The 14,543-nt window shown below is 69.4% G+C and carries 14 protein-coding genes; 12 read left to right on the top strand and 2 right to left on the bottom strand.

Going from position 1 to position 14,543, the window contains the following annotated elements:
• Nucleotides 1–65: 65 nt before the first annotated feature.
• From GT045_RS25205 to GT045_RS25225, 5 genes are all read left to right on the top strand, one after another.
• Entirely contained in the window at nt 66–2,297 is a 2,232-nt protein-coding gene (locus GT045_RS25205) for a cell division protein FtsK (protein ID WP_161335550.1), read from the top strand.
• 140 nt (nt 2,298–2,437) lie between these two features.
• Nucleotides 2,438–2,710: a hypothetical protein gene (locus GT045_RS25210; RefSeq protein WP_161335551.1), complete on the top strand. Its 273-nt coding sequence runs from the start codon at nt 2,438–2,440 to the stop codon at nt 2,708–2,710.
• Nucleotides 2,711–2,713: 3 nt separating this feature from the next.
• Nucleotides 2,714–2,908, top strand: a complete 195-nt coding sequence (locus tag GT045_RS25215) for a hypothetical protein (RefSeq protein ID WP_161335552.1) — start codon at nt 2,714–2,716, stop codon at nt 2,906–2,908.
• Between the two features lie 87 nt (nt 2,909–2,995).
• Nucleotides 2,996–3,379 carry a hypothetical protein gene (locus tag GT045_RS25220; RefSeq protein ID WP_202529022.1) on the top strand — a complete coding sequence of 128 codons (384 nt, stop codon included), beginning with the start codon at nt 2,996–2,998 and terminating at the stop codon, nt 3,377–3,379.
• Nucleotides 3,380–3,402: 23 nt separating this feature from the next.
• Nucleotides 3,403–3,669: a hypothetical protein gene (locus GT045_RS25225; RefSeq protein WP_161335554.1), complete on the top strand. Its 267-nt coding sequence runs from the start codon at nt 3,403–3,405 to the stop codon at nt 3,667–3,669.
• A gap of 1 nt (nt 3,670) precedes the next feature.
• Here the strand turns inward: GT045_RS25225 and GT045_RS25230 are convergent, their stop codons facing one another.
• Entirely contained in the window at nt 3,671–4,684 is a 1,014-nt protein-coding gene (locus tag GT045_RS25230; protein ID WP_161335555.1) for a hypothetical protein, read from the bottom strand.
• Nucleotides 4,685–4,822: 138 nt separating this feature from the next.
• Between GT045_RS25230 and GT045_RS25235 the strand changes: the two genes are divergently transcribed.
• The 4 genes from GT045_RS25235 (at nt 4,823) to GT045_RS25250 (ending at nt 9,197) form a co-directional block, all read left to right on the top strand.
• Complete coding sequence (locus tag GT045_RS25235; protein WP_161335556.1) at nt 4,823–5,671, top strand: bifunctional DNA primase/polymerase; 849 nt, start codon at nt 4,823–4,825, stop codon at nt 5,669–5,671.
• Nucleotides 5,672–5,674: 3 nt separating this feature from the next.
• Nucleotides 5,675–7,153 carry an ATP-binding protein gene (locus tag GT045_RS25240; protein ID WP_161335557.1) on the top strand — a complete coding sequence of 493 codons (1,479 nt, stop codon included), beginning with the start codon at nt 5,675–5,677 and terminating at the stop codon, nt 7,151–7,153.
• 455 nt (nt 7,154–7,608) lie between these two features.
• Complete coding sequence (locus tag GT045_RS25245; RefSeq protein WP_161335576.1) at nt 7,609–7,848, top strand: helix-turn-helix domain-containing protein; 240 nt, start codon at nt 7,609–7,611, stop codon at nt 7,846–7,848.
• Between the two features lie 80 nt (nt 7,849–7,928).
• Nucleotides 7,929–9,197, top strand: coding sequence for a site-specific integrase (locus GT045_RS25250; RefSeq protein ID WP_161335558.1), 1,269 nt, complete (start codon nt 7,929–7,931; stop codon nt 9,195–9,197).
• A gap of 75 nt (nt 9,198–9,272) precedes the next feature.
• On the opposite strand, the gene GT045_RS25255 is transcribed toward GT045_RS25250, so the two are convergent.
• On the bottom strand, nt 9,273–10,634 hold the full coding sequence (locus GT045_RS25255) for a glutamine synthetase family protein (protein WP_161335559.1): 1,362 nt from the start codon (nt 10,632–10,634) through the stop codon (nt 9,273–9,275).
• Between the two features lie 420 nt (nt 10,635–11,054).
• On the opposite strand from GT045_RS25255, the gene GT045_RS25260 reads away from it, so the two are divergent.
• The 3 genes from GT045_RS25260 (at nt 11,055) to GT045_RS25270 (ending at nt 14,538) form a co-directional block, all read left to right on the top strand.
• Nucleotides 11,055–11,750 carry a DUF3105 domain-containing protein gene (locus GT045_RS25260; protein WP_161287624.1) on the top strand — a complete coding sequence of 232 codons (696 nt, stop codon included), beginning with the start codon at nt 11,055–11,057 and terminating at the stop codon, nt 11,748–11,750.
• A complete protein-coding gene (locus tag GT045_RS25265) occupies nt 11,747–12,379 on the top strand; it encodes a DUF305 domain-containing protein (RefSeq protein WP_161335560.1) in 633 nt (210 codons plus the stop codon). Before GT045_RS25260 ends, GT045_RS25265 begins: the two co-directional genes overlap by 4 nt.
• Before the next feature lie 248 nt (nt 12,380–12,627).
• A complete protein-coding gene (locus GT045_RS25270; protein ID WP_272926894.1) occupies nt 12,628–14,538 on the top strand; it encodes a S53 family peptidase in 1,911 nt (636 codons plus the stop codon).
• Nucleotides 14,539–14,543: the final 5 nt, after the last annotated feature.

Below are 14,543 nucleotides of genomic sequence, written 5' to 3' on the forward strand. Positions count from 1 at the left end.
CCCGGTCACGACCGACCAAAGCAGCGACCGGGCCCCTCATCCCTCATGAGCGAAGGACGACTTCAGTGAAGCACCCCGACGACGACAACGAACTCTTCAACCGACTGGAAGCCGAACTTGCCGCCGACTCCGGCGGGGACGTGGTCGACCTCGACAAGGCACGGTCGGCCCGTGCCGAGTCGGCCGACCCCGGCGCCCGACCGGACGCCGACCGGTCGGCCGACTCCCGCCCCGTCGGGTCGGGCATCGAGTCGGCCGACCCGAGTACGCCGGTGTTGGTCGACTCGCCGACGCTGAAGGCGGCCGGCCCCGGCTACCTCGGTCGGCTTGCCACAGCCAAGCGCCGCGCGGTCATCCCGCTATGGCTGCGATCGGTCTCCGAGCTGAAGACCGCGTCCGGGTGGGTGGCCCGCCACTACGCCCACACCGCCGGATACCACGCCCTGCGCGCCCCGGTCTACGCCGCGCGGCTCGCCCTCCAGGCACCGACCGGCGCCGCGCGGTTCGTGGGCGGCACGATGCGATGGGTCGCCGACCGTGAAGGCGAACCCGTCCGCCTCGCCGCCGTGCGCCGCGAGGACGCAGCCGAATACCTGAAACTGTCGAGGCAGCGTGACGGCCGCGTGCGGCTACGAACCCTGGTTGCCGTGCTCGCCCTGTTCGTCGGTGTCGGGTCGGCGCTGGCCATCTACGTGCTCGCCCCGGACTGGCTGCAAGCCCTGTCGGCCGGCATGGTCGTGCTGGCGCTCGGGTCGGCCGGCCGGAAGGCGGACGCGCCGCTCATCCACAAGGCTGTGGAACTCCCCGACGCACCCAAGCTCACCAGCGACATCGTCCTGCGTGCGCTGGGCGCGCTGGGCATTCCCGCGATCAACCAGGCGCAGGCCAAGGGGCGGGACGGGTTCGCGTTCACCGCGCCGATCACCCGGGACGGCCCCGGATGGCGCGCGGAAGGCGACCTGCCCTACGGGGTGACCGTCACCGACGTCATCGAGCGTCGTGACCGTCTCGCGTCCGGTCTGCGCCGCCCGCTGGGCTGTGTGTGGCCCGAAGCCGTGCCGGACGAGCACACCGGCCGTCTCGTGCTGTGGGTCGGTGACCAGGACCTCAAGAGCGCGCGCAAGCCCCTCTGGCCGCTGCTGAAGTCGGGCACCGTGGACCTGTTCAAGCCCGTCCCCTACGGCACCGACCAGCGCGGACGCTGGGTCGACGTCACCCTGATGTTCATCGCCGGCGTCATCGGCGCGATCCCCCGCATGGGCAAGACGTTCCTGCTGCGTCTGCTGCTGCTCATCGCAGCGCTCGACCCGCGGGCGGAGATCCACTCCTACGACATGAAGGGCACCGGCGACCTGGACCCCGTCGGGGAAAAGGTCTCCCACCGGCACGGCGTCGGCGAGGAAGACGAAACCCTCCAGTACGCGCTGGCCGACTTCCGGGCCCTGCGCGAGGAACTACGCCGCCGCACCAAGGTGATCCGCTCCCTGCCCCGGGACATCTGCCCGGAATCGAAGGTGACCAGCGAACTTGCCTCCAAGCGGTCCCTTGGCCTGCACCCCATCGTGATCGGGGTGGATGAGTGCCAAGTGCTGTTCGAGCACCCCGACTACGGCAAGGAGTTCGAGGAGATCGCCACCGACCTGGTCAAGCGCGGACCGGCTACCGGGATTGTGCTGCTGCTGGCCACCCAGCGGCCTGACGCGAAGTCCCTGCCCACCGGGATCAGCGCGAACGCGGGCGCCCGTTGGTGCCTGAAGGTCATGGGCCAGACCGAGAACGACATGGTCCTCGGCACGTCGTCCTACAAGCGCGGCGTACGCGCGACCATGTTCGCGTGGGGTGACAAGGGGCTGCACTACTTCGTCGGCGAGGGCTCCGATGCCCGGATCGTGTCAGCCACGTTCGTGGACGCGCCCGGCGCCGAAACCATCGCCGCCCGCGCCCGCACCGTCCGCGAGAAGGCCGGCCTTCTGTCCGGCTACGCGCTCGGCGAGAGCGCTGGCGAGGTGACCGGGCCGTCCTACGACCTGCTTGCCGACGTGGCGGCCGTGGTCCCGGAGAAGGAAGAGCGGGTGTGGAACGAGCGGATCGCCGCCCGCCTCGCCGAACTCCGCCCGGACGTCTACGGCGGCTGGAAGGGCGAGAACGTCACCAGCGCACTCAAGCCCCACGGCATCCGCACCCGCGACGTCGCCGGCACCACCGACGACGGAACCCGCACCACCCGCCGCGGCATCACCCGCGCCGATCTCCTCAAGGCGATTGCGGAGCGTAACGAAAAGCCGGGCGCGGCATAGGTCCGATCCACTGCTACCGGTAGCAGGTATGCCTGCTACCGGTAGCACCCCCGCTAGCACCCCATTCGCCCATTCACCTGTGATCTAGCAGATAGCACCCCACCTGCGGAAACCCCTGAAACCCGCCCGGAGGGCCCCTGATGACCCCCATCCTGGCCGCTATCGCCTGCCTGATAGCCGTCACACTCGGTTACGGCGGGCTGTGTGCGGCCTCGCCGTTCGGCGACTGCCGCCGCTGCCGCGGCATGGGCCACCAGCTCAAGCACGACCGCCGCGGGCGCCTCAAGCGCGGCAAAGACTGCCGCCGCTGCCACGCCACCGGCAAACGCATCCGCGCCGGCCGCTGGCTCTACAACCGCTGGGCCCGCATCTACCGCGCCGGCACCGACACCCCCCGCCCGGAAGGCTTCTGACCGATGGTCCTCGACATCTCCGCCGTGCTCCTCTTCGGCGCCGCCTCCGCCTTCGCCGTGCGCACCCGCTCCGCCAACGCGGGCGCAGCCCTGGTCCTGTTTCTGTTCGGGTTCTTCGCCGCCGGAACCGGCGCCTACGAGCCGATTCACAACCTCGTGCAGGCGTCCGCCGACGCCCTGTCCACCCTCAGTAAGTAGGGAGACACCCCCGTGAACGAGCCCACCCGCCGTCACCCGGCAACCGTCGCGACGGCGCCGGAAGTCCACCAGCCCATCCCCCTCGTGATGCGGCCGGCCGCCCCCGTTCCCGTCCAGCCGCACACTGTGCCGAGCGTGGCGAGCGTCGTCCTCCCGGACGGCCGGATCGTCACCGGCTACGCCGTCGACCACGTCCAGCCGGAACCGGTCGCGTCCAAGCCGGTCGTCTTCCGCGCGGCGGTGAACATCGCCCTTGGTGGCGTCGGGTTCCTCGCGGTGTGCGGTGGACTGCTGCTGCTCACCACATTCATCGCCGCCCTCACCGCGCTCATCACCCAGCTCATCACCCTCGCCGCGGTGCTGTTCGGCGGGTTCATCGTCGTGCAGGTGCTCACCGCCGGCAGCCGCGGCGGCGGGACCACGATGAACATCCGCAAGGCCGTGATCAAGCGCAACCACTTCCACGGTTGACCGAAGGAGACCCAACCATCGTGATGCGACTCCGCTTGCAGGTGATTGGCTGCCCCCGCCGGGCACTCGCCCTGCTCGATGCCCCCCGGCCCGACTGCCCCGACTGCCACGGCGAGGGCGGCGTCCACCACGACTACGGCGACGAGACCGGCGAGTACGCCGGCACCCACTGGTACCCCTGCGACTGCTCCACCCCCTGGTGCGTGGTCCTGCTGCCGCTCCCACGCCTGCCCCACATGCCACGCCACCGCGCCCACAGCGACCCGTGGAGTGACGAACCGCCTTTCTGAATCAGGCGATGGGCCACCCAGCGAATCCGTGCTCCGTCTGGTAGACAAGCTCGATCTTCTGTTCCGCGAGAAGCTGCTGAACGTCGGGCGTGGGCGCGCTAGGCAGCAAGACGGCGACGCGCAGCGTCTCGTGTCCGGGGACGCGACGGCGGTAGTCGGCAAGCTGTCCGATGGCCATGCGGACGTTGGCGCGAGTCGTCAATCCCTTGGCTTCGTAGAGCACGTGGGCCGTCGCGTCGTACAGGTCCGGGGTCAGCGTGCCCGGCTCGCCCTCAACGGTGAATTGGAAGCTGTGAGTGTGGTGCCCGGCGGCGGTCAGGTGGGCCACGAACGCCTTGACCAACTCGCCTTCCCGGCGCAGGACCTTCCGTTGCCCCGCGGGAACATCCATGACCGTCTCAGCGGTCTTGTGCTGCTCGGTCTTCTTGACCTTCGTGGCGTCCTGCGCCGGCAGCGTGACCGGCTCCGGGATCTCCACCACCGGTTCGATGATCTCGTAACCGGTCTTCGTGGCGGCCGGCTGACGGTCCGCGTCCGTCCACGCCGGCATGGTTCCCGGCGCCGGCCGGAACCGGAACACCAGCGCATTCCGCATCACACGGTTCTTCCCCGGCCCGCGGCGCACGTCATACGGCTTGACCAGGTCCACCACCATCGGCCCGATGTACCGCTGCTGCACGGCGCCACTGCCCGGCACGGTGCCGTCCGCGACGAACAGATGGATCTCCCGGTTCTTCTTCGCCGCGGTCAACAAGGACCCGTTGCGGCCGGACGGCTTCTGATCCCCATTCACGCCGGCGCCGGTGTACAGGTACAGCGGCCCGAACTCGTCGTCGTCCACGCGGCCATCGAAGGTGTAGCCGAACTCCGCGCCCGCGGACGGGTCGGAATACACGAACACCTTGCCCGCCGCATCGGCCGGCTCGATCCCCTGAAACGTGCCACAGCCGTAGATCGCGGCGATCTCCTCACGGCTCGTGAGTACACCCGGCGAAAGATCAAAGGTCGTCGTCATGCCGGCGACCATAACCGCCCCCACTGACAACCTGCTGCCCCTTTCTCGCAGGTGGCAGGCGAAAGGGCGACCCCCATCCGACCAAGAACCGGGGCCGCCCTCATCCAGCCCGCTGAAGACGTACTGGAGACCTCCAGCATGACGCAACAGACCCCCCTCCGGCGAGTGGCCCTCGCCCTGGCCGCCACCGGGCTGCCCGTGCTGCCCCTGCGTGCGGGCAAGGCGCCCTTTGGCAACTGCCGCACCTGCGCGGACAACGCGTGCGGCGGCCGGCCGAACATGAAGACCGCCGGGCCGTGCCAGTGCGCCGACGTCTGCCATGCGTGGGCCGCGGCCACCACCGACCCACGTGTCCTCACCTCCCCGCCGTGGACGGCTGCATGGCGCCGTGCCGTCTGCGTCGCCTACCATCCCGGCGCCGCCGGGCTAACCGTGGTGGACCTGGACGACGCCGCGGCCGTCACATGGGCCCGCGAGACCCTACCCGCCACCCGGACCGTAGAGACGACACGCGGTCAGCACTGGATCTACCGCGGCGCCATGCCCTCGCACAACGCGGTCCGCCCCGGCGTCGACATCAAATCGTCCATGTCCTACGCCCGATGGCTCGGTCCCGGCACCGGCACCATGACCGCGCTGCCGGACGTCGTCCGAACGCTGGCCATGAGGGAACCCGCCGCCGCCCGGCCCGCGCCGCACGGCGTAAGCGTGCCCGCGCGGTTCGGGGGCGGGGACTGCCGGCACCGCACCCCCGCCTACCTGGAACGCGGTATCGCCATGGCGGAGCAGCGCATCACCGACGCCTCCAGCGCGGTGCACGCCACCGTGTACCGGACGTTCCTGGCGGTGCTGTCCACGCACGGCCGGTGCAGCTGCCTCACCGAGGCCCACATGGCGCGACTGTTCAGCGCTGCCCAGGCCAAGGGCGAATCGGCTCGGCACTGTGCTGACGCGTGGACCAACGCCCGCACCGCTTTGGGGATGTGAGTCATGTCCGAGGACGAGAAGACTCCGGCCCGGCAGATCATCACCGACTACGCCCAAGAGCACTTCCGGTACTTCCGCACCATCGACGGCACCGTATACGCGCAGCGCAACGGCCACCCTGTTGCCCGCCCGATCCGCTCCCAGGGCACGACCGGCAGCCACCGGCAGGAACTTATGGTCGGTCTGTACAGGGACGGCATCGGCGTGTTCAACGGCACCGCGCTCAAGGAGGCGTTGGACTTGATCGAAGCACTCGCCCTGACCGAGGACGTACAGCCCACCCACATCCGCGTGGCGCCCGGATTCGACGGGGCGACCTGGCTCGACCTGGGCCGCACCGACGGCAAGTCCGTCCGCATCCACCCCACCGGCTGGGACATCCTCACCCCCGACCCGCAGGAAGTCTGCTGGCGGCGCACCCAGCTCACCGGCGAACTCCCCCTCCCGGCACAGGACACCAACGGCAAGGGCATCGATCTCCTGCTGCGCCTGTGCAACTTCGCCAGCGCCGAATCCGAATGCCTGGCCATCGCCTGGCTGATCGGCTGCCTGGAACCGTCCGTGCCCGTCCCCGCACCGTTCCTCACCGGCCCCCAAGGGGCGGGCAAGTCCACCGGCGGCCGGATGCTGGTACGGATCATCGAGGGCATGAGCGGTGACCTGCGTCGGGCGCCGAAGGACGAGGAGAACATGATCACGGCCGTCGCCGCCGGCTGGGTCACCGCCCTGGACAACCTCTCCCACCTGCCCCCGGACCTGTCCGACCTCATGTGCTGCATCGTGACCGGCGCCGAGAGCATCAAGCGCGCGCTGTTCACCGACGGGGACGTCGTCCGCTCCCGCTACCGGCGCCCCATGCTCCTCACCGGCATCGACGTCGGCGTCATCCGGCCCGACCTCGCCGAACGCCTCCTCCCACTGCGTCTCGTACGGCCCCGGGTGCGACGGACCGAGGCAGAGCTGTGGGCGGAGTACGCGGAAATCCTGCCGGTCGTTCTCGGCTCCCTGCTGGACCTGACGGTCAAGGTGCGGGCGGCACAGGCGGAGACTCCCACCGATCTGCGGATGGCGGACTTCGCCCACCTGTGCGCGCAGCTCGATGCGGCCACCGGCTTCGGCTCGCTCACCGCTTACCGGGCTAGCCTCGATGACCTCAACGACGACGTCATCGAAGGTGACCTACTGGCGCAGACGGTTCTCAAGCACGCGGCCGGACTCGACGCGGGCGCCGAAGTCCGTATGACGTCATCGGAGTGGCTGCACTGCCTCACCGGCCTCTACAGCGGCGAAGAGTGCCGTCCCCTGCCCAAAGGCTGGCCCACCACCGGCAAAGTCCTCTCCGACCGGCTCAAGCGCCTCCAGCCGACCCTCGCCGCACGCGGCGTCCTCATCGACTGGGGCCGCACCAGCTCCGCCCGCTACATCGAAATGACCCACAGCACCCCGCTCACGCTCCCGCACGAGCAGGAAGCGGCGTTCTGACCCGCGCCACCACGGAGCCACACTGAACAAGCAAGAGGAGCACCCCCCGGCGGGGCGGTGCTCCTCTTGCTGTTCCGGCGGCTTGCCGCCGCCAGAGGACGCGCCGCGAAGCGGCTCCTTCTTCACGATCTGAGCCGCGCCGCACCACCACAGACACCACCCCCTTCTCTTTTTCCTAAGAGAAGAGACCCTGCGTCACCCACGTCACTAGCCACCCGAAAGCGGTCCCTGACCAGCGGCTACAGCGGTGACGCAGACGGCCAAACCTGCGTCATCCGGCGTCACCCCCGTCACGGGTGACAGAACCCCGCCCCGCCCTGTGACACGCCCCGAGCTGCCCGCGTCACCGCATAACCGCAGGTCAGAACCGCAAATGACGAGCCTGACGCGATGACGCAGAAATCCGCACCTCGGACACACGCGGACTCCCGACACATCGCGTACGGAGGCGTCTCATCGACACCGCACTTGATCGGCCAGACCCCCGCGCCATCCTCCGCGGCGGTCTACCCGATCGCTACCTCATCCCCGACGACATCGCCGAGATCTTCGAGGTGCCCAAGGAAACGGTCTACCAGTGGCGCAAGAAGCGCACCGGTCCGCCCGGCTTCCGCATCGGCAAGCACCTCCGCTACGACCCCGCCGACGTGCGCGCCTACGTCATCCAACGCAAGGCCGCGGACGCCGCCGCATAAGCAACACACCCCACCCACACAGCAGGGAGAGCCGCCCACGCGGCTCTCCCTGCTGTGTGTCGAGAGAGGACTACTGCCTGATGGCAGGCCACATCCAAGACCGGTGGTACAAAACTGAAACCGACGCCGCCGGCAAGCCCCGCCGTGTACGCACGGACCGCTACGGCACCGGGTTGCGCTACCGCGCCCGCTATATCGGCCCGGACGGGACCGAGAAGAGCAAGTCATTCACCGACGGACAGAAGCGACTGGCCGATCAGTGGCTCGCCCACATTGAGGCGGACATGTCTCGGGGCCAGTACGTGGACCCCGCCGCGAGCCGAGTGACGTTTCGGCAGTACGCCGAGAAGTGGCTGAGCACCCAGACCACCGACATGACCACGCGAGAGTCGGTGGGGTCCGCGATTCGGGGCCATGCAATCCCCTACCTGGGACCGCGACCGCTCGGCTCGTTCAAACCGGAACACATCCGGGACTGGCTCAGCGAACTGGAACAGGCTGTCCCTGCGTCGTCGTACCGGCGCGTGATCTACAACAACGTATCCACGGTCCTCAATGCGGCCGTGGACGACGGGCACCTGTCGAAGAACCCGTGCCACGCGCAATCGGTGCGTCCGCCTGCTGCGGGTACTGGTCGCGTTGTGCCGTGGGCGGTAGAGCGCGTCTTCGCCGTACGAGCGGCGCTCCCGAAGCGATACCGCGCGACGGTTGACCTCGGAGGCGGATGCGGACTTCGGCAAGGGGAGATCTTCGGTTTGCCCGTCGATGCAATCGGCTTCGACTCCGGATGGCTGCATATCGCGAACCAGGTGAAGGTGACGAAAGACGGTCTCGTGTTCGGCCCGCCGAAGCGCAACAAGATCCGCGACGTTCCCCTGCCGGACCGCGTAGCGCACGTTCTCAAGCAGCACATGGAGGCGTTCCCCCCGGTGGAGATCACCCTGCCGTGGCTCCGGGTGGACGGTCCGCCTGTCACCAAGCAGCTGCTGTTCACCCGCCTCGACGGCGCGGGCGCGGTTCGGCGCACCGACTTCAACGACCGCGCATGGAAGCCTGCTCTCGTAGCTGCTGGGGTGATCCCCGCGCCGAAACCGGGAGAGCGTCACCAAGCTGCCCGCGAACACGGCATGCACGCTCTCAGGCACTTCTACGCCTCGGTCCTGCTGGACGCCGGCGAGAACATCAAGGCACTGAGTCACTACCTTGGACACAACGATCCGGGATTCACGCTCCGGGTCTACACGCACCTCATGCCGAGCAGCGACGCACGGGCCCGGAAGGCTGTGGACGGCCTGTACGAGGGCACCGATCCGGCGGCAGACGGCCCCGAGACGGCCCAGGGCCAGTGAAAGGGCATGGGGCCGACCGTCCACGACCGTCGGCCCCACCTGCTGAATCGACTGGAAACCCGTCCTGACCTGCTCCTACAGCACCGGCAGGTTCTTCCGCAGCTCGAACGCGGTGACCTCGCTGCGGTACTCCTCCCACTCCGAGCGCTTGTTGCGCAGGAAGAAGTCGAAGACGTGTTCGCCGAGGGTCTCGGCGACCAGGTCGCTGCGTTCCATGAGGGACAGGGCCTCGCCGAGGTTCTGCGGGAGGGGCTCGATGCCCATCGCGCGGCGCTCGGCGTCGGAGAGGGCCCAGACGTCGTCCTCGGCGCCCGGCGGGAGTTCGTACCCCTCCTCGATGCCCTTGAGGCCGGCGGCCAGCAGGAGGGCGTAGGCCAGGTACGGGTTGGCGCCGGAGTCCAGGGAGCGGACCTCCACCCGTGCGGAGCCCGTCTTGCCGGGCTTGTACATCGGGACGCGGACCAGGGCGCTGCGGTTGTTGTGGCCCCAGCAGATGTACGAGGGGGCCTCGCCGCCCGCGCCCGCCGTGCGCTCGGAACCGCCCCAGATGCGCTTGTAGGAGTTCACCCACTGGTTGGTGACCGCGGAGATCTCCGCGGCGTGCTTGAGCAGGCCCGCGATGAAGGAGCGGCCGACCTTGGAGAGCTGGTACTCGGCGCCGGACTCGTAGAACGCGTTGCGGTCGCCCTCGAAGAGGGACAGGTGGGTGTGCATGCCGGAGCCGGGGTGCTCGGAGAAAGGCTTCGGCATGAACGTCGCCTGGACCCCCTGCTCCAGCGCCACCTGCTTCATGACCAGGCGGAAGGTCATGATGTTGTCGGCCGTGGAGAGCGCGTCGGCGTACCTGAGGTCGATCTCCTGCTGGCCGGGGGCGCCCTCGTGGTGGGAGAACTCCACCGAGATGCCCATCGACTCCAGCATGGTGATCGCCTGCCGGCGGAAGTCCATGCCGACGTTGGTGGGGGTGTGGTCGAAGTAGCCCGAGTTGTCGGCGGGGGTCGGGCGGGTGCCGTCCAGCGGGCGGTCCTTCAGCAGGAAGAACTCGATCTCCGGGTGGGTGTAGAAGGTGAAGCCCAGGTCGGAGGTGCGGGCCAGGGCCCGCTTGAGGACGTAGCGCGGGTCGGCGAAGGAGGGGGAGCCGTCCGGCATGAGGATGTCGCAGAACATGCGGGCGGTGCCGGGGGTCTCGGCGCGCCACGGCAGGACCTGGAAGGTGGACGGATCCGGCTTGGCGATCATGTCGGACTCGTAGACCCGGGCGAAGCCCTCGATGGCGGAACCGTCGAAGCCGATGCCCTCGTCGAAGGCCTGCTCCAGTTCGGCGGGGGCCACGGCGACGGACTTGAGGAAGCCCAGCACGTCCGTGAACCACAGCCGTACGAACCGGATGTCACGCTCCTCCAAGGTCCGGAGCACGAACTCCTGCTGCTTGTCCATCTTCCGCTTCCCCATCCTTGCTGGTCAGGCCGCCTGTCCCGGGCACCACGGGTGGCGGTCGGGCACCTGAGCATCCCACCACAACAGCGTTTCACGCGCGTTGCGGACCTTGATCGCCCGAGCGTCCACGTCCTGAACGCCTCTCGTACGGCAGGTGTACTGCGCTCTCGCCCCATCTTGCCTGCTCGCACGGGCATCCGTCATGGGCGGGCCGGCCGGGTTCCCCGCCCCACCCGATTCGAACGTGCATACGGGTGACCTCGGTCTTCCGCGCGCCGCCGGGGCCGGCCGCCCCCGCGGCGCCGGGCCGGGCGAAATCCCACAGGTTTCCGCGCCCCCTACGGAAGCACCGCCCTCCCCCATTACGATCAGCTGGCCCCACCTTCCACATCCGCGTCCCTTTCCCCAGAAGGACACCTCATGGGTTCCGGCCAGAGCACCAGCACCGCGGCGCGCACGGCGCGCATAGAGGAGATGCGGCGCGCCGAGCGCGCCAGGGAACGCCGCAACCGGATCCTGGTCATCACCGCCTGCGTGGTGGTCGTGGCCGGTCTCGCCGTCGGCGGCGTGGTCCTGGTGAACTCGCGGCCGGACACGAAGGACACCACCGCGAGCGCCGACGGCAAGGGCTCCGGGGGCGGCAGGGACTCCGGGGACTCCGGGGGCTTCACGACGGGCAAGGACGGGGTGAGGACCTGGTCCGGCAAGCTGTCGCGGACGCACGTGACGACCAAGGTGTCGTATCCGATGCACCCGCCGGTCGGCGGCGACCACAACCCGGTCTGGCTGAACTGCAACGGTGACGTCTACACCGAGGCGGTGCAGGACGAGAACGCCGTGCACGCCCTGGAGCACGGCGCGGTCTGGGTGACGTACACCGGCAAGGCGCAGAAGGCGGACGTCGACGCGCTGGCGGCGAAGGTGAAGAGGACGCCGTACTCGCTGATGAGCCCGTACGAGAACCAGGCGGCCCCGCTGATCCTGTCGGCGTGGGGCCACCAGGTGGCGGTGAAGAGCGCGAAGGACCCGGAGGTGGACAAGTTCTTCGCCACCTACGTACAGGGTCAGCAGACGCCCGAACCGGGCGCCTCGTGCACCGGCGGGGTCATGAAGTGAACCGTCGGTACGCCGGCTGGGTCGCCGGTGCGGCGGCGGCGGTGCTCGTCGCCGCCGGCGCGGTCACCTACGCGGTCGCCGAGGACAGCGGCGGACCGGGCACGAGGACGCCGGGGGCGGAGTCGGCCGACGCCGGCTTCGCGCGCGACATGTCCGTCCACCACCAGCAGGCCGTCGAGATGTCGTACATCGTGCGGGACCGCACGAAGAACGAGGAGGTGCGGCGGCTCGCCTACGACATCGCGCAGACCCAGGCCAACCAGCGCGGCATGATGCTGGGCTGGCTGGACCTGTGGGGGCTGCCGAAGGTGTCCGCCGATCCGCCGATGACCTGGATGGGCATGCGCGGCATGCCCTCCGCCGGGGACGGCGCGCTGATGCCGGGCATGGCGACCGACACCGAGCTGGACAGGCTCCGGTCGCTGAGCGGCAAGCCGGCGGAGATCCTCTACCTCCAGCTCATGACGGCCCATCACCAGGGGGGCGTGCACATGGCCGAGGGCTGTGCCGCCAAGTGCACCGTCGACGTGGAGAAGCGGCTCGCGCAGGGCATGGTCGACGCCCAGCGGTCGGAGATCGAGCTGATGGCCGGGATGCTGAAGGAGCGAGGCGCGCGACCGCGTCCGTGACGTCGCCGTCAACGCAAAGGACCCAAATCCCCCCTCATGACCGGTCCTTGAGCTTCTCTTGACTTCCACGTTCCCCTGGCATGAACGGTTCATCGAAAGAGTGGCCCCGTCGTGTGATCCATTCGTCGGCCGAACCGCCGCGGGCCTGCGCGCAGATCGCATGACGTACCAGCCACTACATGCATGCGAACCGCATCGCAGGGGGTTCTATGAGATCCAACCGCGCCACCATACGCGCAGGTGTGAGCATGGCAGCGACACTGCCCATGATCGCCGGCGCGCTGGCGCTGGGCATACCCGCGGCGCACGCCGCGGACAGCCCCGCCCGTGACGTACTCAAGGGCAGCAAGCCGCTCTGGGCCACGGCCAAGTCCGACAAGGGCGCGACGTCCGACAGCGCCCAGGTCAAGGCCCGCGTCTACCTGGCCGGCAAGGACGCGGCCGGACTCGCCGCCTACGCCAGGGCCGTGTCCGACCCGAGCTCGCCGCAGTACGGCAAGTACCTGAGCGCCGGCAAGGCGCAGGCCCGCTTCGGCGCCACCAAGGCCCAGGTGGCCGCGGTCAAGTCCTGGCTGAAGTCGGCCGGTCTGACCGTCACCGAGGTCACCTCGCACTACGTCGCCGTCTCCGGTGACGTGGCCGCCGCCGAGAAGGCGTTCGGCACCCAGCTGCACAACTACGCCAAGGGCGCGAAGACCTACCGCGCCCCCGCGCAGACGGCGTCCGTGCCGGCCGCGCTGCAGGGCGCCGTCCTGACCGTCACCGGCCTGGACAACGCCCCGCACAAGGCGAACCACGACGACCAGCTGCCGCCGCCGGACGCCGTGTTCAAGAACGCGGGGCCGTTCTCGTCGTACTACGGCTCGAACGTCGCGAGCACGCTGCCGGACGCGTACGGCCACAAGATCCCGTACGCGGTCAAGGGATACACCGGCAAGCAGCTGCGCGCCGCCTACGGCGCCGGCAAGTACACCGGCAAGAAGGTCCGGATCGCGATCACGGACGCGTACGCCTCGCCGACCATCGCCTTCGACGCGGCCAAGTACGCCCAGAAGAACGGTGACGCGGCCTGGAAGACCAGCCAGCTGCACCAGGTGCTGCCGGCCCAGTACACCAGGACCGAGGAGTGCGGGGCGGCCGGCTGGTACGGCGAGGAGACCCTCGACGTCGAGGCCGTGCACGCGGTCGCGCCGGCCGCGGACGTCACCTACGTGGGTGCCGCCTCCTGCTACGACGACGACCTGCTGGACTCCCTGAGCAAGGTCGTCGACAACCACCTGGCCGACATCGTCTCCAACTCCTGGGGCGACGTCGAGGCCAACCAGACGCCGGACCTCGCGGCCGCCTACGACCAGGTCTTCCAGCTGGGCGCGGTGCAGGGCATCGGCTTCTACTTCTCCTCCGGTGACGACGGCGACCAGGTCGCGGCCTCCGGTGTGAAGCAGGTCGACACCCCGGCCAACTCGGCGTGGGTGACCGCGGTCGGCGGCACCTCGCTGGCCGTCGGCAAGGGCGACAAGTACCAGTGGGAGACCGGCTGGGGCACCGAGAAGGCGACCCTGTCGGCCGACGGCAAGAGCTGGGACGCCTTCCCCGGCGCCTTCACCTCGGGCGCGGGCGGCGGCACCAGCAAGACGGTGCCGCAGCCGTACTACCAGAAGAACGTCGTCCCGAAGGCGCTGGCCACGGCCAACAACGCCGCCGGCAACCGCGTCGTCCCGGACATCGCGGCCATCGCCGACCCGAACACCGGCTTCCTGGTCGGCCAGACCCAGACCTTCCCGGACGGCTCGGAGAAGTACAGCGAGTACCGCATCGGCGGCACCTCGCTGGCCGCTCCGGTCATCGCGGCGGTCCAGGCCCTGGCCCAGGAGGCGCGCGGCGGCAAGGCGCTCGGCTTCGCCAACCCGTCGATCTACGCCAAGTACGGCAAGGCGGGCGTCTACCACGACGTCACGGACAACCCGACCGGCTCCGGCCTGGCGGTCGTCCGCGTGGACTTCGCCAACGGCCTCAACGCCAAGGACGGCCTGCTGACCTCGGTCCGCAGCCTCGGCAAGGACAGCTCGCTGTCGGCCGTGAAGGGCTACGACGACGTCACGGGCGTGGGCTCCCCGGCGGGCGGCTACGTGTCGTCTTTCGCGCCGAAGAAGCACTGACGCGC

It is taken from the genome of Streptomyces sp. SID486 (assembly GCF_009865385.1).
Taxonomy (GTDB): Bacteria; Actinomycetota; Actinomycetes; order Streptomycetales; family Streptomycetaceae; genus Streptomyces.